This is a genomic window from Gloeocapsopsis sp. IPPAS B-1203, from assembly GCF_002749975.1.
Taxonomy (GTDB): Bacteria; Cyanobacteriota; Cyanobacteriia; order Cyanobacteriales; family Chroococcidiopsidaceae; genus Gloeocapsopsis.
Genome location: NZ_PEIG01000001.1, coordinates 357,961 through 376,870, shown reverse-complemented (window position 1 = coordinate 376,870; position 18,910 = coordinate 357,961). Strand labels below are relative to the sequence as shown.

Annotated in this window: 17 protein-coding genes, 2 tRNA genes and 1 riboswitch; of the genes, 7 read left to right on the top strand and 12 right to left on the bottom strand. The window is 43.2% G+C overall.

The window, feature by feature from the left end:
- Window positions 1-475 precede the first annotated feature (475 nt).
- Both CSQ79_RS01710 and CSQ79_RS01705 read left to right on the top strand, forming a co-directional pair.
- Window positions 476-549, top strand: a tRNA-Val gene (locus CSQ79_RS01710).
- A 220-nt stretch (window positions 550-769) separates the two neighbouring features.
- Complete coding sequence (locus CSQ79_RS01705; RefSeq protein ID WP_099699466.1) at window positions 770-1,495, top strand: general stress protein; 726 nt, start codon at window positions 770-772, stop codon at window positions 1,493-1,495.
- A 296-nt stretch (window positions 1,496-1,791) separates the two neighbouring features.
- On the opposite strand, the gene CSQ79_RS01700 is transcribed toward CSQ79_RS01705, so the two are convergent.
- The 5 genes from CSQ79_RS01700 to CSQ79_RS01685 form a co-directional block, all read right to left on the bottom strand.
- Window positions 1,792-2,391: an exopolysaccharide biosynthesis protein gene (locus CSQ79_RS01700; protein WP_099699465.1), complete on the bottom strand. Its 600-nt coding sequence runs from the start codon at window positions 2,389-2,391 to the stop codon at window positions 1,792-1,794.
- A gap of 30 nt (window positions 2,392-2,421) precedes the next feature.
- Window positions 2,422-3,285, bottom strand: coding sequence for a lipid kinase (locus CSQ79_RS01695; protein ID WP_099699464.1), 864 nt, complete (start codon window positions 3,283-3,285; stop codon window positions 2,422-2,424).
- 102 nt (window positions 3,286-3,387) lie between these two features.
- The gene (locus tag CSQ79_RS01690) at window positions 3,388-6,318 is read right to left on the bottom strand and encodes a glycerol-3-phosphate acyltransferase (protein WP_099699463.1); all 2,931 of its coding nucleotides are present in this window, start codon (window positions 6,316-6,318) and stop codon (window positions 3,388-3,390) included.
- Window positions 6,319-6,514: 196 nt separating this feature from the next.
- Window positions 6,515-6,652, bottom strand: a complete 138-nt coding sequence (locus CSQ79_RS27255; RefSeq protein ID WP_289500244.1) for a hypothetical protein — start codon at window positions 6,650-6,652, stop codon at window positions 6,515-6,517.
- Window positions 6,653-6,944: 292 nt separating this feature from the next.
- A complete protein-coding gene (locus CSQ79_RS01685; RefSeq protein ID WP_099699770.1) occupies window positions 6,945-8,009 on the bottom strand; it encodes a Gfo/Idh/MocA family protein in 1,065 nt (354 codons plus the stop codon).
- 337 nt (window positions 8,010-8,346) lie between these two features.
- On the opposite strand from CSQ79_RS01685, the gene queC reads away from it, so the two are divergent.
- Together queC and msrA are read left to right on the top strand one after the other, a co-directional pair.
- A complete protein-coding gene (queC, locus tag CSQ79_RS01680; RefSeq protein WP_289500243.1) occupies window positions 8,347-9,108 on the top strand; it encodes a 7-cyano-7-deazaguanine synthase QueC in 762 nt (253 codons plus the stop codon).
- Window positions 9,109-9,281: 173 nt separating this feature from the next.
- Window positions 9,282-9,932: a peptide-methionine (S)-S-oxide reductase MsrA gene (msrA, locus tag CSQ79_RS01675; protein WP_099699462.1), complete on the top strand. Its 651-nt coding sequence runs from the start codon at window positions 9,282-9,284 to the stop codon at window positions 9,930-9,932.
- Between the two features lie 147 nt (window positions 9,933-10,079).
- Here msrA and CSQ79_RS01670 read toward each other — a convergent pair whose 3' ends face one another.
- From CSQ79_RS01670 to CSQ79_RS01660, 3 genes are all read right to left on the bottom strand, one after another.
- Complete coding sequence (locus tag CSQ79_RS01670; RefSeq protein ID WP_289500240.1) at window positions 10,080-10,328, bottom strand: catalase-related domain-containing protein; 249 nt, start codon at window positions 10,326-10,328, stop codon at window positions 10,080-10,082.
- A gap of 241 nt (window positions 10,329-10,569) precedes the next feature.
- Window positions 10,570-11,976 carry a hemolysin family protein gene (locus CSQ79_RS01665; protein ID WP_289500239.1) on the bottom strand — a complete coding sequence of 469 codons (1,407 nt, stop codon included), beginning with the start codon at window positions 11,974-11,976 and terminating at the stop codon, window positions 10,570-10,572.
- A gap of 68 nt (window positions 11,977-12,044) precedes the next feature.
- Window positions 12,045-12,728, bottom strand: a complete 684-nt coding sequence (locus CSQ79_RS01660; RefSeq protein ID WP_099699461.1) for a putative periplasmic lipoprotein — start codon at window positions 12,726-12,728, stop codon at window positions 12,045-12,047.
- 188 nt (window positions 12,729-12,916) lie between these two features.
- On the opposite strand from CSQ79_RS01660, the gene CSQ79_RS01655 reads away from it, so the two are divergent.
- Window positions 12,917-12,989: transfer RNA gene (locus tag CSQ79_RS01655), tRNA-Ile, on the top strand.
- 21 nt (window positions 12,990-13,010) lie between these two features.
- Here the strand turns inward: CSQ79_RS01655 and CSQ79_RS01650 are convergent.
- Window positions 13,011-13,556: an outer membrane protein assembly factor BamD gene (locus tag CSQ79_RS01650; RefSeq protein ID WP_099699460.1), complete on the bottom strand. Its 546-nt coding sequence runs from the start codon at window positions 13,554-13,556 to the stop codon at window positions 13,011-13,013.
- A 95-nt stretch (window positions 13,557-13,651) separates the two neighbouring features.
- Between CSQ79_RS01650 and pyrE the strand changes: the two genes are divergently transcribed.
- On the top strand, window positions 13,652-14,284 hold the full coding sequence (gene pyrE, locus CSQ79_RS01645; protein WP_099699459.1) for an orotate phosphoribosyltransferase: 633 nt from the start codon (window positions 13,652-13,654) through the stop codon (window positions 14,282-14,284).
- A gap of 14 nt (window positions 14,285-14,298) precedes the next feature.
- Here the strand turns inward: pyrE and thiC are convergent, their stop codons facing one another.
- Together thiC and CSQ79_RS01635 are read right to left on the bottom strand one after the other, a co-directional pair.
- Window positions 14,299-15,675 carry a phosphomethylpyrimidine synthase gene (thiC, locus tag CSQ79_RS01640; protein ID WP_099699767.1) on the bottom strand — a complete coding sequence of 459 codons (1,377 nt, stop codon included), beginning with the start codon at window positions 15,673-15,675 and terminating at the stop codon, window positions 14,299-14,301.
- 8 nt (window positions 15,676-15,683) lie between these two features.
- Window positions 15,684-15,780: riboswitch (TPP riboswitch) on the bottom strand.
- Between the two features lie 96 nt (window positions 15,781-15,876).
- A complete protein-coding gene (locus CSQ79_RS01635) occupies window positions 15,877-17,280 on the bottom strand; it encodes an MFS transporter (RefSeq protein WP_354000885.1) in 1,404 nt (467 codons plus the stop codon).
- Between CSQ79_RS01635 and CSQ79_RS01630 the strand changes: the two genes are divergently transcribed.
- Window positions 17,266-17,838: a Uma2 family endonuclease gene (locus tag CSQ79_RS01630; RefSeq protein ID WP_099699457.1), complete on the top strand. Its 573-nt coding sequence runs from the start codon at window positions 17,266-17,268 to the stop codon at window positions 17,836-17,838. The two genes, CSQ79_RS01635 and CSQ79_RS01630, sit on opposite strands and share 15 nt — an antisense overlap.
- Window positions 17,839-17,842: 4 nt before the next feature.
- Here the strand turns inward: CSQ79_RS01630 and CSQ79_RS01625 are convergent, their stop codons facing one another.
- On the bottom strand, window positions 17,843-18,883 hold the full coding sequence (locus CSQ79_RS01625) for an ABC transporter substrate-binding protein (protein WP_099699456.1): 1,041 nt from the start codon (window positions 18,881-18,883) through the stop codon (window positions 17,843-17,845).
- Between the last annotated feature and the right edge of the window lie 27 nt (window positions 18,884-18,910).

Below are 18,910 nucleotides of genomic sequence, written 5' to 3'. Positions count from 1 at the left end.
ATATGTCCTCTTAATAATTTGATATTCCTTCTACGTGTTTCTGGAAGAGCTTTAAACTGTTCCACAGTTTTAACTTCTCTTTCACTACGTTCAAAACCATAAATAGAAAAGATAAATTCTTTTCTGTACTGGCGATTAATTACTCTATAACGTACTACCTGCAAATTTAGGAATGTGTAAAAAAAATTATTGAAGCGTCGTTATATTTTCTTTGGTTAAGTGTTGACATAGGAGCCACCTTCTGCTCAGTTGCAGGTCGATTTATTGATGAAAATACCACATATCAAATCATCTGTTAGTAGATATTTTGACATATCCCATCAAGTTTGCATCGTTCTATTTATTTCAGTATTTTTCTTTCTTGATGTAAAGTTAGGATGCTACTCAAATTAAATTAAATATTAATGCGATCGCCGTGCAGTAAATTTTAATGATTGCATTCTGGTCTATGTCTATGCTAGTATTGTTTCCCTGCGGACGTATAGCTCAGTTGGTTAGAGCGCTACGTTGACATCGTAGAGGTCACTGGTTCGAATCCAGTTACGTCCATATAAATTGGATCTGAAAAGTTGAACGCATTCTTCATTTCTTATCCTGTAAAGCTGAATACAGCCAATTATTAAGCTGATATCTATAAACCTCCCCCTCTTCTGATAGATAAATAGCTAAAACCATAGACTGATGAAGCAACCAGCTTCATTGGAGAAACTATAAATTCAAGTGACGAGTACAAAACTCATCATTGATGTAGTTAGAAAAGGAGGGAACAATGGCAACTCAGCTTAAGCGTGCAGTTGGTACATTTTCCAGCCGGACAGAAGCCGAATCTGCTCTTAATGCTTTAAGAGATTCAGGCTTTGAGATGGATAAAGTTTCAATATTGGCTAAAGACTCAAGCCGTAATGACCAAATTGCTGGTGTTGATCTGCAAGATCGCAACCAGGTTAATGAACGAGGTAATACTGAAGCCCAAGAAGGTGCAGGTATTGGTGCAACTACTGGTACAGTTTTAGGAGGTGCTGGTGGATTACTAGTAGGCTTAGAAGCTTTGCTAATTCCTGGAGTAGGACCATTTCTCGCGGGTGGAACTATTGCAACCACACTGGCTGGTGCAGGTATTGGTGCAGCAGCGGGAAGTATTGTCGGAGCACTGACAGGTTTGGGAATCCCTGAAGAAGACGCCAAAACGTATAGCGATCGCGTGTCTGATGGTGACTATTTGGTGTTTATAGAAGGTACTGCCGCAGATATTGACCGTGCTAGTAGACTTCTAAGCAATCAAGGTGTTCATCAGTGGAATGTGTATGATATACCTGCTAGCAATGGTTACGCAAATACCACAGCTACTAACAATAAAGTAGAGCGGAGTGTACATCAAGACACTGTAGAACCAACAACACATCGCTATACTAGCGATACAACAAAACGCAATGTAGTAGACACAACCAGCCAGCCAGAAGTTAAGGTTGTTGATCGGCGCAAGGAAACTCGTTAATTATAGATTTCCTGTATATTGTTAGGCTTTAAGAGTGGTGTAACAAAGATAGATACTTTTCTTTGTTCGCCTTCTTAGAGCTTTTATTTTAAATATGGGGTAAGCATCTTGCCTACCTCAAGTTACCGATTAGGACTTAACGCAAAAACTCTCTGAAACGCCTATTCCTTTGTGTCCTAGCATAGCGCCTTCGGCTTCGCTTCGCGCTTCGCTATGCTAACAGTAACTCCTGCGGGGAATGTGGTTCGTTTTTTCATAATCTTGCGTAAGTCCTGACCGATAATATTACTGCCTGGTCAAAATAGACTTGGCAATACCTGAGGAGCTTGCCAAAGCGTGTAGCCAATTGATAAAACTATCAAGGTAATTAAAGCTGTCAGTATGTAACTGATGCACATTAGTAAACCATCAGCTTCTAAAGTAGCCACAGCCAATAATAAAATTCCAATGGTAGGGATGGGGTTTGTGAACGGAATTGGAGAAATGAGAAGTATCGTTAGCCAAGAAATACACAGTCCGTTGAGTCGCCAGGTAATTTGACTTTTGGCAAATGCTGTCAATCGAGGACGTGCAATTTTTTCAATAACTCGGGTAATACGTCTTAAGTTGTGGAGAAGTTGTAAGACAAATCGGTGAGGAAATTGAAACTGGGCAATTTTTTTAGGCAACCAAGGCGATCGCCGACCCATAACCATTTGCAGTGAAAGTAACAAACAGCCTACACCCAAAGGACCCGTGAATCCTGGAGGCATTGGAAAGAGAAAGGGTAAGACAAGCAATGCAATAACTAAGCTAAAGCCTCTTTCTGAAGTTTCTGCCAAAATATCGCCAATAGTAAGTGGCTGAGAGGCTAACTTTTCTAGCAATAACTTAATATCTTGAGAAAATCTCAGCATTGGGTGTGTTGTATTTCTGCATTGAAATAGCTATGGCATCAAAACAGCTAAAGCACGAGGAATAACACGAAAATGAGCGGGTGTATATGTTGTAATTTCTCCGTCAGTATTAATGGGGTGGGGTTTGCGAGTATAAACTTCAATCTCCTGAGCGTGAAAAGCACGAACACCCGATGAGGTGGTATGTCTCCCGCGCCGTAAAGCAGGTAGCAAAGCTAACATCTGCCACCAGTGCTGTATTTCTAAACTGTACACATCTAACCTCTGATCGTTAATTTTAGCATCGTGTACAATCGCCATTCCACCTCCATAGTAACGACCATTTCCAATTGCAATCTGAATCGTCTTTAGCTGTATTGTTTTTCCATTGAGACGAATTTCTGCATGAAATGGTCGCGATCGCCACATCGCTTCTATTGCAGTTATGGCGTAAGCAAAAACTCCCCAGCGCCGTTTAGTTTCCTTGGTGAGTCTTTGTGTAATTTGGACACTCAGCCCAAGACTGGCAACATTAAAAAAATGCTTACCATTAACACAGCCTAAGTCAATGTGCTGAACATGACCGCGAGCAATGATTTGACAAGCTGCAGATAGAGATTTAGGAATTCCTAGAGTGCGTGCTAAGTCGTTAGCTGTTCCTAAAGGTAGAATGCCCAAAGGTAACTGAGTAGTCACTAAACCGTCAACCGCAGCATTTAAAGTACCATCACCACCACCAATAATGACTAAATCTACCTGGTTTTGGTAACTTTCAATAATCTCAGGTAAAAACCGCACATCTTCAATATTTTCTGTAATTAACTCCAAATCCAACTTTTGTAGTTGAGCGATCGCTTGTGAATTTTGTCCTTGACGAGCGTGACGATTAATTAGTAATAATGCTCGACGAGTCATATCGTTTTGTTTTGAGATTTTCAATTGATATGAGTTTGCTTGCCAGGACTATTTAGCCCGTTCTTCAAGAAACTCAAACGTACTTGAGATAGATGAATAACTTTAATCTGCCAAAATTTGTACTGTTCCCAACTGACCATCAATTTGCACTCGTTGACCATCCTTTAAGATAACAGTGGCATTATGAATATCCATAACTGCTGGTAATCCATACTCCCGCGCTACAATTGCACCATGAGAGAGCCGTCCTCCCACTTCTGCAATCAGCCCGCCCGATCTTGCTAATAATGGTGCCCAACCAGAATCTGTGTACGGTACAACAAGAATCGTATCCTGGTCAATCTCAAAATTCGCTTGCAAATTTCGTAGCACCTTCACACGCCCTATTACCTTACCAGGACTAGCACCGATGCCTTTGAGTAGAGTAGCAGAGGGAGCAGAAGAAGTAAAAGAGGCTGGGGGAGCATTGCCATAGACTAAAAAAGGTACATCTAAGCCACGATCTTTCTCAAGTTGCGATCGCCGCTGTTCCACAAGTTCCTTTAACTGAGAACTCAGCTTCGAGTCACCATCCACAACCTGTCGTACTTCCGCGAATTCCAGAAAGAAAATATCCCCCGTAGACGTCAGCAATCCCGACTGTATCCACACTCGCTCTAACGTCACAAAACGCCAACGCAAATGCGCTAACAACTGACTATAAACCTCAGTCACCCTTCCCTTCAAATCAACCCGCCCTTGTACTATCTTGCCTCGGTGTCCTCTGTCTTTAAAAGCTTTGATCAGCGGTTTCCTCCGCTCAAACTTTTTGCTGTGTCTCTGTGGTTCGTTTCCTCCTATACCTCCACTCCTGACAAACTGCACAAACAACTCTCGTACATACTGCGGTTCTTCTTTCCAAGTAGGCACAGCAATATCAGTTCCTACCTCACTCAAATAGCCATAATGCTCCAACAACTGATCAAATCGCTGTAAAATTGCCCTACCTAGGTCTGTTGCAGCCAATTGAGTAAATACCTCTTCGGAAGACACATTTTGAGAATTAGGTAAAACACGACGCGCATCAGTTGCAAGTTGCACAAGCGATCGCATTGAAGCCACTTCAGGAGTCAGACTGTTATCAATTTCTGTATCTTTCGTCTTGAAAATTGCCTGTCGTAAAGCCGCGCTTAAAGGTGCCAAAATACTGTAATACGTTGCCCTTTTCAGCAACATCAGAATCGAGTCTATCTGTGATAGCAGTTGTACTGGGTCGCGATCGCTGGAGTTCAACTCAATCAATGCTGGCTGGAAGTAGTGTCGATTGTCCTTTTGAAAATCCTTTGCTAGATTCAACTCGCGTCTTAATAAGCGCATTAATCCAGGGACATTGCGCACAGTAGAATGTAACGGGGGCTTACTAAATTTTGCACCCCGTGTCAAAAACTCCAAACTCTCTGGCGGTAAACCCATGCGTAAAAATATCCGCCCTAACAGTGAAGCATTGAAGTAAGCATAAGAATAATGCAGCGTTGCAGTTTGATTAAAATCTAAACCACGGGCGCGACTTCCCAAGACAATTGTAAAAATTTCTCCCCAAACGCCACAAGTTAAAGGACGATTGATTGACCAAGTCAGCGGACGAATCAATCCTGGAATGACTTCTGCCGCAATTTTACGCGTCCAAATTGGTAGCAGCGTTGTAATTGGGCGCGATTGTAACAGCCACAATGTTTGACCATCATAGCTCCATTCGATATCCTGGGGAATCCCGTGATAGCGTACTTCTAGGTGTCGGGCTAAGAAAGCAACTTGTTGAATCAAACGAGGTGGGATGTCCCCCTCACCCTCAATGCTAAATGCTATATTTTCTGGCAATACCCAGTTTTGGCTGTGTTCTAAGTCAGTTTGCGGCACAATAACGCGATACTGCTCTGGTGTCACTTGTCCTGAAACGACTTTGCTAGCATCACCAGGCAATGCTTCAATCACAACAGCGTCACCTTGCTGTGTCATCGGATCGCGACTAAATGCTACTCCAGAAAAAACTCCTTGTATTTGTTTTTGAATGAGAACAGCCATTGCTGAGTCTGGCAAACCCCGTTGTTTGCGATATTCTATCGCTGCTGGATTGTCGTAAGAAGCTAAAACCGTAGCGATCGCCTGCTGCAATTGCTCTTTACTTGTCATACCTAAAACAGTTTTATACTGTCCCGCTGCTGATGCTTGTTGAGAATCTTCACCTACAGCGGAGGAACGTACAACTAAGGGGGATTCTAAGGGTAAATAGTTAACGAGAGGTTCTGAGTCGTCACCAGGAGGAAGTACCCAACCTGTTGGTACAGGGTAACCCCAGCGGATTAATTGTGAAAGTGTTGCTGCTTTGTGTCCGACTTGAGCTGCTGTCAACTCATCACTTAAGGAAACGATGGCTTTATCACCACGAAAAAAGCGAAACACTTTTTGCGACTCCGCGTGTCCTGCATTTGGTGCTAAGTCGAGATCGTCAGGCATTTTTTGATAAATCCATCCCAGTAAAACTGCTAGAGCGATCGCTGCGACAATGCGATCAAAATCATGAGGACGTAGCAGTGCAGTTAGTAAGGGAAACAGAATTAAGACCCCAATTTTTCCCAATTGCCTTTCTCGTAAGACGGTGAAACTAATTCCACCAATCAGAAATACTAACCCTGCAACAACGGGATCGTGAACGATGAAGCCCCAAACAACATTTGTGGTCCCTGCACCTCCACCTATCCAATAACGTCCCATAACTAAGGCAATTAAGGCAATTAACTCCCAAACTGAAGCTTGCGGAAAGAATGTCCGTGCTAAAAGAACAGCCGCTATGCCTTTTAAGGCTTCAGAGAGAACGGCAAGAACACCTGCAAGTTTACCGCCATGATAAAACGCTGCGGACACACTGATATTACCTGTGCCTGAGTTCGCTAAATTATGTCCAGTCAGCGCTGATACGATCCAAGCAATGAGTGGTAATCCGCCAATAAGGGGACAGATCAGAAAGATAGCGATCGCACCCCAGACTTGCAGCATTTTAGAATTAGAGATTACGGTTTATGGATTGTTCTTCCTGTTGATTGGAGCAACGACGAAGATCATTTTTACTTTAAAGTAATACCTACAGATATTGCAAAGCTTAAGCCTAATAGCTAATAATTACGCACGCACAGAACTTAGCTCATTTTTGCGGAAAGCAAACTATATAAAACTCCTAGTTCCCACAACCTAGTTATTGAGCATAAGCAACTTGCAATGCCCATAAAATGAGAACTGCGATTGAACCCAATATCAGCATTGTTGAGATTACAACTGCTTTTGGGGAATCGGCTCCCTTAAACTTCATAATTCCACGATCTAAGTCAGACATATAAGTTCTCCTCCAACGACAGAGTGTTGATTTTACCCGTTTCGATTTTAGTATCTTTGTTCGTTAATTTGTAAAACTTATAATTAAAATATTCTTTTTTGTGCTAGAAGCTGACTGCAATAGCTGTCTGGAGAAAGACAAATTAATGAAACTTATAGGTAATTAGTAAGATGTATACCTCACTTATCATACATAATCTGGTTAAACAACTGACTAAAACAAAAAAAACAACCCTCATCTTTTCAGATTGGGCTGTCACTTGCAGTTAATTTTGTGATGTTCTGAAGAAAGCTCAGATAACAACAGCAGAACCATTACGTTGATAAAGCTCTACTTCTTCTTTCCAAGCTTTCCCATCTAAAGCCATCTGCTCAATAGAACTCGCTAAACGCAAAGCCTTAAGTGCTTGCTCGCCTCCTACAGAAGGTTGATTACCACCCCGTACGCATGACACAAAGTGTTCTAATTCTGCGTGTAGAGGTTCAATGTTACTCGTGTAAACTTTTTCAATCAAACCATCTTGACGATAAAGTACTTGACCATAATCCGTCATGTAGTTAGCGGTTGTCTGACGGTGAATCAAAATTTCGTTATTTAGAAAATCTGCTTCTGTCAGGGAATTTTTACAATGAGCCGTAATCCGCCGAATTTTGCGATGAGTCACTTTGCTAGCAGTGAGTGTCGCAACAATTCCATTAGCAAAGCCGAGAATTGCGGTGACGTAATCCAAGTAACCAGAACCAGCAGCGCGACTACCACTAGCGGTTAGTTTAACAATGGGTGCACCTGCTAACTCAAGTAACAAGTCAATGTCATGAATCATCAAATCCAGCACAACTGAAACATCATTTGCTCGCTGGGAATAAGGACTCATGCGATGTGCTTCTAAAGCCAGTAATTCTTCTGTTTTCAGGACTTTGCTGAGTTCTTGAAATGCTGGGTTAAAGCGTTCAATATGACCTACTTGTAAGATACACTGCGATTGGGCTGCGGCATTTACTAAAGATTCAGCTTCAGCAATACTGGCAGCAATAGGCTTTTCGATCAAAACATGGATTCCCGCCTGGAGACAGGTCATCCCGACAGCGTGATGCAAGCGGGTGGGAACAGCAATGCAAACTGCCTCGACATGAGGCAGCAAATCGCGGTAATCTTCAAAAAAACGGATGCGGTACTTGCTAGCAATATCTAGTCCCCGCTCGACGTTGATATCGGCAACACCAATGAGTTCTACATCTTTGAGTAAACTCAGAATACGGGTATGATGTTGTCCCATGTTGCCTACTCCAATCACGCCAACACGGATTGGTTGAGGCTGGTTGCGCTGTAAATGAGGGATGGGTTGTCCCACTGTCATGCTTTGCACTCCTCTGTCTTCTCCTCCACCACCAAAACTATCAAGACGCATCTATAACAGCGCCAATACGCAATTTTGACTGGATTACAGTCTCAAATCATCCAGATGGTAGCATAATGACTCTATTTATGAAGAATTTCAAATTTACTTATATGTTCCACAGATTGTTACGTTTATCACCAAGCTAGGTTTCAATCATTGTGATTTTGCTGAGGTGTATAGCGTAGGCGCAATGTGTCACTTTCTGACCTGTCCATTATGAATGGACTAAGCGGTGAGGGCTAGAGGTTAGGGAAAATTAGAAAGTAAATAGATTGTCAAGTTAAGAGGTTTAGTGATGAAAGCGGTCATTTTATTGTCTGGAGGTTTAGACTCTTCTACGGTACTGTACCAAGCAGTGGCAGATGGTTACAAGTGCCATGCGCTCTCATTTGATTATCAACAGCGACATCAGCGCGAGCTAAAAGCCGCGATCGCGATCGCCCAATCGACTCAAGTGCTGACTCATAAGTTGGTAACTTTTGACTTACGTTCTTGGGGGGGTTCGGCATTAACCGATACCAGTATTGCTTTACCAAGCGATCGTTCTGTGTCAGAGATGTCTCAAGATATTCCTATCACATACGTTCCTGCCCGCAACACAATTTTCTTAAGTTTTGCCTTAGCTTATGCAGAAACAATCGCTGCAGAGCGTGTTTACATAGGTGTTAATGCCCTTGATTACTCAGGATATCCTGATTGTCGTCCTGACTATATTCAAGCCATGCAAGAAGTTTTTCGTCTCGGTACCAAGCAAGGACGCGAGGGACAACCGATCGCAATTGAGACGCCTTTAATTAACTTGAAAAAAACGGAAATTATTCAATTAGGCAATCAGCTAGGTGTACCTTGGGAAAAAACTTGGTCTTGCTATGCTGGAGGTGGCATTGCCTGTGGTGTTTGTGATGCTTGCCGCTTGCGCTTAGCAGCTTTTGCAGAATTGGGATTGGAAGATCCGATTTCCTACCGCGCGCAAACTTATCGAACAGGGGTGAGGAGGAGCCGCTTTTTTCGTGCGGAGGTGTCCTCCGTTGAGCAAACTGGTGTTGAGGGGTGTTAGCGTTAGCGTTAGCGAAGCCCAGCGAGGCGAAGCCCAGCAGGACGGAGTCCGAGGTGAGAAAAGCAAAAGTTTATTTGGATGTACTTAGTTACTGAGAGTTATTTAAGTAGTAGCAAACGATTAGATGGGCGATCGCGTTATATTAAGGAATATAAATTTTTTCATAAATCACTATGCTGTTTGGACTTGGTAAAAAATCAACGCTACCTAAGCCAGAAGAAGCCTTGCCAGGACGTGCGGCAAAGATGTCAGTTCCCGAACGTCACTTTGTTAACGGCAATCCTCTACAGCCACCATACCCCAATGGGATGGAAACCGCTGTGTTTGGTTTGGGTTGCTTTTGGGGAGCAGAACGCAAATTCTGGCAGCTAGATGGAGTTTTTGTTACAGCCGTAGGTTACGCAGCAGGTATAACACCAAACCCTACTTATCAAGAAGTTTGCACAGGAATGACAGGACACAATGAAGTTGTGCTTGTTGTGTTCGACCCTAAAGTGGTTAGCTACGAGCAACTCTTGAAAACATTCTGGGAAAGTCACAATCCTACTCAAGGAATGCGTCAAGGCAATGACGTAGGCACACAATACCGCTCTGGAATTTATGTATACTCTGAAACTCAGAAAAAACTAGCTGAAGCTTCCAAAGAAGCTTATCAACAAGCGTTGAGTGCAGCAGGGTACAAAACAATTACAACAGAAATTTTAGATGCTCCTGAATTTTATTATGCTGAAGGCTATCATCAGCAGTATTTAGCAAAAAACCCTAACGGCTACTGTGGTTTAGGTGGAACTAATGTTGCCTGCCCTGTCGGGATTCAAGTTTAATTGAGATGCGGTTACTTGAAATTAAGCACTATAGTTACCGTTCTTTCTGAGGCAATAAATTCAGATAAAGCTGATAAGTACTGTGAGTAGGGGTGTTTAAACACACCCCTTTTAGTATTAAGTTTACGGCGGAAAATGATACATAACTTATACCGTAACAGCTTGAGGGTTGTGTTGTAGCATGCAGGGGTCAATTTCTATACTTAACGCCTGAGCAACGCACCGACTGTAATCGACATCAGCTTGGAAAAAGTGGTACAGGTGCCGCATTTGAATATCTTGTCTTGCTCCACTTAGCGCCCCAGCGATCGCTTGTGCTGTACGGTTTTTCTCTTCAGAAAAGATGTGCCAGAGATTACTTGCTTGAATATAGTCATCTTGTGAGATTACGAACACTCATGCCAACGCTGAGGTAAATTAATTTTAGTCATAACGACTATAACTTGACAGGGAAGTTGGAAAATATTTTTCCATTTGTGGCGTAATCATAGTGATGTCAATACGAGTGCAAATAAATTCGCTGCTATACAAACAAAGTCTACCTACATTAAAACACCGAAATAAATTATGTTTTAGTGCATAAAATTATACTCTGCTTAGTAGCTCTGAAGGGAGTCGAAGGGCATCTTGTTTGATATTACTCTTGATGTTCATTAGTGAATCTTGGCTGAAGACGGCGAATGCGGATGTGTTGCAAACGCGGTCCTTGGGCTGATGTTACTGTAAATTCTAAGTTTTGGTAGTGTAAAGTTTCCCCGATCGCTGGAACTTTTTGAAGTTGGTAAAGCAAGAAACCGGCTAGTGTTTGATAGTCATCGCTTAGTGGTAGATCTAGCTTAAGTAACTCATTTAGTTCTTCAAGATTCATCTGTGCTTGCACAAGAAAAGTTTGTTCGTCCAAGTTTTGCACGAGTAACTCGTCTGTAGTTGCGAGTTCGCCTGTATTACCAATGATTTGAGCAACGAGATCTTGAATTGTAATCAAGCCGACAGTACCGCCAAATTCATTGACAACAATTACCATTGATAGATGCGATCGCTGCATCAGTGGTAGCAATTCACTTAAAGGCATATATTCAGGAACAAACCTTGCTGGGTGAAGCCAAGGATTAATTTTTGTGTCTAACGATAACTTGCCTAAAACTAAAGGCTTTGCAAGTTCCTTAAAGTGAACAATTCCCCGCACATCATCCAAAGACTTACCAATAATTGGATAACGAGAGTGTCCAGTTGTTGCCATTTCTTTAAGTAAGGTTTGAAACGTTGCGTCTTCTGGTAAAGCAACAATTCCAGTGCGTGGTACCATGATTTCTTCTGCGGTAACATCGCCAAATTCAAAAATATTATTGAGTAGCTCGCGTTCTTCTGCTTCTAACCCTGTTGATTCTCGTTCGGTCGCGATGATTAATTGTAACTCTTCAGAAGTTACCGGAGGAAGCCAAGCTTGACCTGTATATTGAATTCCGACAACTCGCAGCAGCAAGCGTGTAGATTGATTCAAAATCCAAATAAAGGGAGTAAAAAAACGCGCAATTGCTTTAACCGGTAGCGCCAACAACCTTGCCAAGCGTTCAGAGTAAAGTAATGCAACTGACTTAGGACACAGTTCTCCCAAAACAATTTGGAGATATGCTACCAGAAAAAAAGCTAAGGGAATTGATAGCGAGTGCGCTATTCTGATCCGCATAACGTCAGATAAGGGTAACTGTGTCAGCCCAGTAGCAACGAGTACAGCCATAGTACTTTCTCCAATCCAGCCAAGCGCCAAACTCGATAAAGTAATTCCTAATTGAGTTGTAGATAGTAAGCGATCAATACTATGTTGCAGGGCTTGAAGTGTAATAGCAGGAGCATCTCCAGCTTCGACTAATTGGTGAATGCGCGATCGCCGTACAGACACCATAGAAAACTCGGCTGTCACAAAAAAGGCATTAATTGCAATGAGCAATAACACCGATAGTAGACGTAACCAAATGTCTGAGATAAACAACGGTGATACAGCCAACAGCGGAACAATACAGAAAACTATCGGCAAGTGAGACATCAGTTTGATTCCAGATGATGCCTTTTGGCATCGCGGTCTACCTTGCTCGAATTAAGATACTACACTACCTAAATTTTGACAGGAATTTCGGACACTTGCAGTTTAAGTTGCTGCTCCGGATAATCTGTCAATCGTAGAGACAGTTTTTCAACATCATCTAGAGCAGTTGAGGGGATACTGAGAATGCCAGAAATTGGTTTACCATCTGGCGGTAACTTCTCCGGTAAACCTTCAGCATTTGCAATTAATGGGCGTCCGTGGTTATCAGTGATATCCATAAAACTATACAAAAAGCGCACTGTGCGATCGCTTTCATTTTTAAGATTCAATCTTAGCTGTAAAGTTCCCCCAGAATATTGCGCTGAGATCACCTCTAGCATGACACCGCGATCGCGATTGACTAAAGGAAATCCAGGTTGATTTGCGGCTACTACTAACTGTGCTTTTGGTTTGGCACTAGACTGAGTATCATTTTTTTGTTGCTGTGGTTCAGGCTTGGCATTTTTGCCTTTTCCTTCTATTCTTGCCCGAACGTTGGTGAGAATATCTTGCTCTTTCAACATTACTACTGCCCGTTGTTGCGAGCCTCCTGAAGGAGCTTTAGCTTTACTTGTGGGACGAGTATCGGGTTGTGTCACGCTTTCAAGTGCTTCGCTACCGATGGTAAACCCCCATACTGCACTGACGTAACCTGCTATTGCCATGAGGACTAATAAGAGCAAACTAAGCGCTACAGTAGAATTTATTTTCATGGGTTATTTAATATACAAGTTGCTGCTCAACATGTTGTTTGCTGTGTCTATTTAATTATCTTATTGTTAGAACGATAGCATTGAGCAATAACTAAACTGCATTGCATGAGCAATAATAGTATAAAGATGATATGCTAATATGTCAGCTACAATAAGCTATTTAAGTAGTTAATTGTGCAAAAAAATTACGGCAGTTGGCCGAGCGGTTGAGGCAGCGAACTCATAATTCGCCTTAGGCAGGTTCAACTCCTGCACTGCCGATTTTAATATTTTTAAAAACTTCTACTCGAAGGGAACAATTCCAGGAGTCTCCGTTTCGCTTTCAAAATCATTTTCTATAGGGCTGTCTTCAGTTGGTTCCGCATCAGATGGAACATCAATGTCGTTCTGATCCGAGTTTTCTGCATCATCTGGATCGGGTGTAGTGGGCGTATTATTTTCATCTTGAGTAGTGACTGCGGGCGGCTGTGAAAAAAGTGACGAGTCGTAAGGATTTTGTAAATCAGGGGTACGAATAGTTGTGCTACCTGCCTGTTGTTGAAGTATATCTTGGTACAAAATGTTAATTAGCCGAGCATCACGAGCGTATTCGTTTTCAGGAAAACTGTTGCGAGTCAAAGAACCAATTCCAAAAAATGTGTTAAGTTGCCGCAGTAAAGAGCGATCGCGATAGAAGTCAGGCGCATTTGTAAAGAAGGCTCTGTAATATGCCTCTGGTACTGTTTCGCTACTTGTTGACTCTACAATTGGAGGTGTTTGGGCGATCGCCGCAGTAGGAACAGCAAGAATTATTAAACTACTCAACAAGTATTTGTATGAGAAACGCATGAATCAACCTCACTTTCTAACGCAATCTTCATTTATGCTGGAATTTAAACTCTTTTTAGCTTAACTTTTGCTTAGCTACCACCGTTGACACACTGATGATTGATCAAACCGCGTCGCAGCCAGCATCTGATAATTGGGCAACTACTACTAGTTTGTCTATTCTTCGCCAGCAACTACTAGATTTGTTTTGTCGGCTAGCTTATCGCGAAGGAGATTTTGTGCTTTCTTCTGGGCAATACAGTTCTTACTACATTAATGGTAAGGAAGTTACGTTACATCCCCAAGGAGCATTAGCCATTGGGCGGATCATTCTTTCTCTACTACCAACTAATACTCAGGCTGTAGCAGGTTTAACTTTAGGTGCTGATCCGATTGTTACAGCAGTCAGTGTTGTTTCTGCTTATGAAAATCGCCCCATACCAGCGTTGATTGTCCGCAAAGAAGCGAAGGGACATGGCACAAGAGCATATATTGAAGGTCCCAATTTGCCAGAAAATGCGAGTGTGGTGGTGTTGGAAGATGTAGTGACAACAGGAGGATCGGCATTAAAAGCCGTAGAAAGGCTTAAAGCGGCGGGCTACAACGTTCATTATGTTATTTCCTTAGTTGATCGCTTGCAAGGAGGTGCTGAATTATATGCATCAGCTGGTTTGCAATTTCAATCGGTGTTTACAATTGAAGATCTGCAGAAACATTTCCGACAACTGGGAACTAGTTCCCATTCCTAGTCCCAGTCTTTAGTTTAAGCGTTTCTAGATACAGTTTCTTTTGCCAAGAACTTTTCTAACTCTGTTAATGCATCTGCATCAACTTTTGTTTGCATGGGACAGAACTTGGGACCACACATCGAGCAGAATTCTGCAGTTTTGTAAATATCTGCAGGTAAAGTTTCGTCGTGGTATTCTCTGGCGCGTTCTGGATCGAGCGATAACTCAAACTGTCGGTTCCAATCAAAGTTATAACGAGCGCGGGACAGTTCGTCGTCGCGATCTCTAGCACCAGGACGGTGACGTGCAATATCAGCGGCGTGAGCCGCGATTTTATAGGCAATTAATCCATTCCGCACGTCTTCAGCATTAGGCAGTCCTAAATGCTCTTTAGGCGTCACATAGCACAACATTGCAGTACCATACCATCCTGCCATTGCTGCGCCGATCGCTGATGTAATATGGTCATAACCAGGAGCAATATCTGTTACTAATGGTCCTAGAACGTAGAAGGGTGCTTCGGAACACTCTTCCATTTGTTTTTTGACATTAAATTCAATTTGATCCATCGGTACGTGACCTGGACCTTCTACCATAACCTGAACGTCTTGTTCCCACGCTTTGCGCGTCAGTTGTCCCAAGGTTTTGAGTTCGGCGAGTTGTGCCGCATCAGATGCATCGTGCGTACATCCAGGGCGAAGTGAATCGCCTAAGCTGAAGGAAACGTCGTATTTTTTGAAGATTTCAATAATGTCACGAAAGTGCGTATACAGTGGGTTTTGTTTGTGGTGATGCAGCATCCAACGTGCAAGAATTCCACCACCGCGTGAAACAATTCCGGTTAGGCGATCGCGCACCAAAGGCAAATGCTCGATGAGTATTCCGGCATGAATTGTTTGGTAGTCTACTCCTTGCTGTGCATGTTTTTCAATCACATGAAGAAAGTCATCAGGAGTGAGTTTTTCAATTGTGCCATGAACAGATTCTAGTGCTTGATAAACCGGCACTGTGCCAATTGGTACGGGGGAAGCTTTGATAATCGCGCTGCGAATTTCATCCAAGTTCCCGCCACCAGTGGATAAATCCATGACGGTATCTGCGCCGTATTTCACCGCTAGGTTGAGTTTGGCAACTTCTTCATCAAGATCCGATGAATTGGGACTCGCACCAATATTTGCGTTCACCTTACACTTTGAGGCAATGCCGATGCACATTGGCTCTAAGTTCGTGTGGTTAATATTGGCGGGGATAATCATCCGTCCCCGTGCAACTTCTTCGCGGATGAGTGATGCTGGCAGATTTTCTCGTTGAGCAACATAGTGCATCTCTTCGGTAATTGTGCCTTGACGCGCGTAATGCAGCTGTGTCACGTTACTTTGTCCGCGACGCTTCGCGATCCATTCTGTACGCATTATTTCAGTTCCTCTAGTAACAGCTTCCCTCCGCCGGTATGAGCCGGTCTCAGGTTCTCAGGGTTTGATCTCAGCCTGGACATCCAGACACCCCTAGCTTTGGTTGCTAATTATATCACTTCAGTTCGCGGCGTGGGCAATTAGGGAAATAATTCTTGATACGGCAGCCGTTAAATTTCTTTAGCTTGACAACTGTTGCCGCTAAGTTGCCTCATAATCTGGCATCAAAGCTTCTGCGTCTCGTAGTCGTCGTACTTTAAAACTCGCGATTCCTACCAATACCATGCAGCAAGAATTAAGTATGTACAGCAATGCAATTCCGCTACCAGCCCCAGCACCAACTAGGGGAGTCAAAAGTGAGAAAACCCATCCGCCGGATCGCATCGCAGGTTCAAAAACTTGGTCAGCTAAAAGTCCCGCAGTCAAACTAGCTGTTGATTCAATCACTAATCCAATTAAATAATCAGCAGCGAACACCCGTCCTTGCAAGTCAGGGGCAACTTTGGCATACCAAACTGCCATATAAGAGCTAAAAATGAGTGGGCTGTGAAGTGATGCCGCGAACCGAGCGATCGCCCAAATCACAGGAAGCCCGATCCCTAATCCCAGGTTACTCAAGCCAGCACCAATAAATCCGAAAAGCATACCAAAGATGCGACGGTGAAAACCACCCCAAATACTGAGCAAGATTCCCCCAACAACTCCTCCAACACCGGATGCTGCTACGACTGTTCCTAGTATTTGTGAATTACCATCCGTTCTTGCCAGAATCATTGGCTGATAAAGCGTTTCGCTGATTTGATTAAGAAACGCAAACGATGACATCGCGATCGCCATTGAGAATAAACTGCGCTGCGAAGCAATGTAGCGCAATCCAAACGTTGCTTCTTGCCAAATTCTTTTTCCCGTTTTGACTTCTGGCGACTTATCGATTTCGACACGCAGTGTTTGCGGAATTGGTACGATGAGTAACGTGAAAACGGCGATCGCAAATGTCCCCATATCGATCGCTGTAATGCCTAAAAGTCCTATCTTGGGATACAACACTCCGGCAAATGCGGGCGAGAGAATTCCCGCAGCATAGCCCACCATTGCGCCCATACTACTGGCACGAGTGTAATGTTGTTTCGACACCAACAGCGGAATCATTGTCGAATAGGTGAGGGCTTGAATGTTACCAAAACAACCGATAATTGCGGCAATGAAGTAAATATGCCAGGTTTGTAGAACCTGAGTTGCTGCCAAAATCCCTACTGAGAAGGTACAGCAGGCGGAGGCAGTATCGCTGACAATCAAAAGAGATTTGCGCGAGACGCGATCAACCAAAATACCGGATAAGACTGAGATCGCAACTTGAGGGAGTTGATAGAACACTAAAATGAGGGCGATCGCGGTAGCTGACTGGGTTTGCTGCCAGATCCACAAAGTGAGGGCAAAGTATGTCATGCTGCTGCCGATAGAGGAGGCAAGCTGTCCTAGCCAGAGGATGATGAAAGTACGCATAGGGATAGGATTTAGAGCATCAACAAGTGTATTTCGGGTTACACTGAAGTTAAATTTGAGATATTGCTCGCAGCAGGTGCGATCGCTATGTTCACAACCCAACGCCTGACGCTTGAGGAATATCTAAACTACGACAATGGCGGGGACACTCAATACGAATTAGTGGCTGGAGAATTAGTTGAGATGCCGCCGGAAAGTCCCCTAAATGTGCAGATTGCACTTTTTTTGCTGGTTCGATTTCTTCAATTTGTTCCAATTGCCAAACTCAGCAATAAAGCCGAGATTGTGATTAGCGGCGTGCGTGCGACGACTCGTATTCCTGATTTGATGGTTCTCACCGATGAGCTTGTTGAGGCAATGCAGCAGACGACGCGCTCGACGATTACGCTAGATATGCCACCGCCACTGTTGGTAGTTGAAGTAGTTTCCCCTGGAAAAATCAACCAAGATAGAGATTATCGCTACAAAAGGTCTGAGTACGCCGCTAGAGGAATTGCCGAATATTGGATTGTCGATCCACAACAGGCTCAAATCATAGTGTTAACGCTTGTTGATGGACTGTATGAGGAAGTCATTTTTAAAGGAAATGAGAGGCTTCAGTCTGGGGTATTTTCGCAATTAGGTCTGAGTGTTGACCAAGTGTTAAATGCCAATTTATAAGTAGTTAGTTTGATAACAGCAACTTTTGTAGTTCTTCTATATACAGTTTTGTGCCGATTGGACCTGGTAAACCTAGACACATATAAGCAGGAATAAAGTAAACCCGTCCGACTTGGCTAGCATCTAGCGATTGGGCGATCGCATTTTTTTTCCAACCTTGCTTCAGATTATTTAACTGATGATCGTCAAATGCCTTCATATCTGTAAACTGACGAGTATCCCAGTTGTATCCTAGAAGAATCACTAAATCGGCATTGTTGAATCGGGGTAATGTCTCCACAGAAATAGGAAGTGTAGAAGACCTGAGCGTATTTTTATCAATTTCAGGTGGGTAGACGAGTTGAAAGCCTAACTCGCTAACCAGAGAACCGCAAAAGTTATTCTCAGCAACGAGTAAATTCAATTCTTGACCATCTCCAGATGTCATCATCAATACTCGTGGATGCGTTGAGACGACTGGCGCTAAGGCTTTGCGAGCCGTTTCAATAAGTTGTTGAGATTCTGCTAGCAATTGTTCTGCGCGTTGAGGTTGGTTCACAGCTTGAGCGATCGCGCGTAAGTTAGTTTCTGTATCAAACCACTCGAATAACAGTGTTGGTGCGACTTGAGACAACTGCTCGTACTGGCTTTTATTCATTCGTGTCGTTCCTAAAATTAAGTCAGGCTGAACTCTGACGATTGCTTCAAGTGATGGCGTATAAGTAAGCCCGACATTAATAGGCTGACTGGTGATGCGATCGCCAATATAAGGAATCTGCTGCTGAGGATTGTCATAGTCTCCTTGGTGAAATGCCATATGGTCGGCAAATCCGGCAGGCTGTATTCCTAAAGCAAGTACCAACTCTAAAAGATTGGGACCTAGTACCACAATGTTTTTCGGTTGTCCGCAGACTTCGGCTTTACCCATTTGATGCTCAATCGTGCGGCAGTCTGCGCTTGTCGTTGACAAAGGAGTGTTGCGAATCGCATGATTTGTCACGCCACAAGACCCGATCGCAACAGTTAGGAACGTAACCAGCAATTGAATGCTGCCAAGTTTAACCATAAATGTGGCTTTTAGTATTTTTTGATT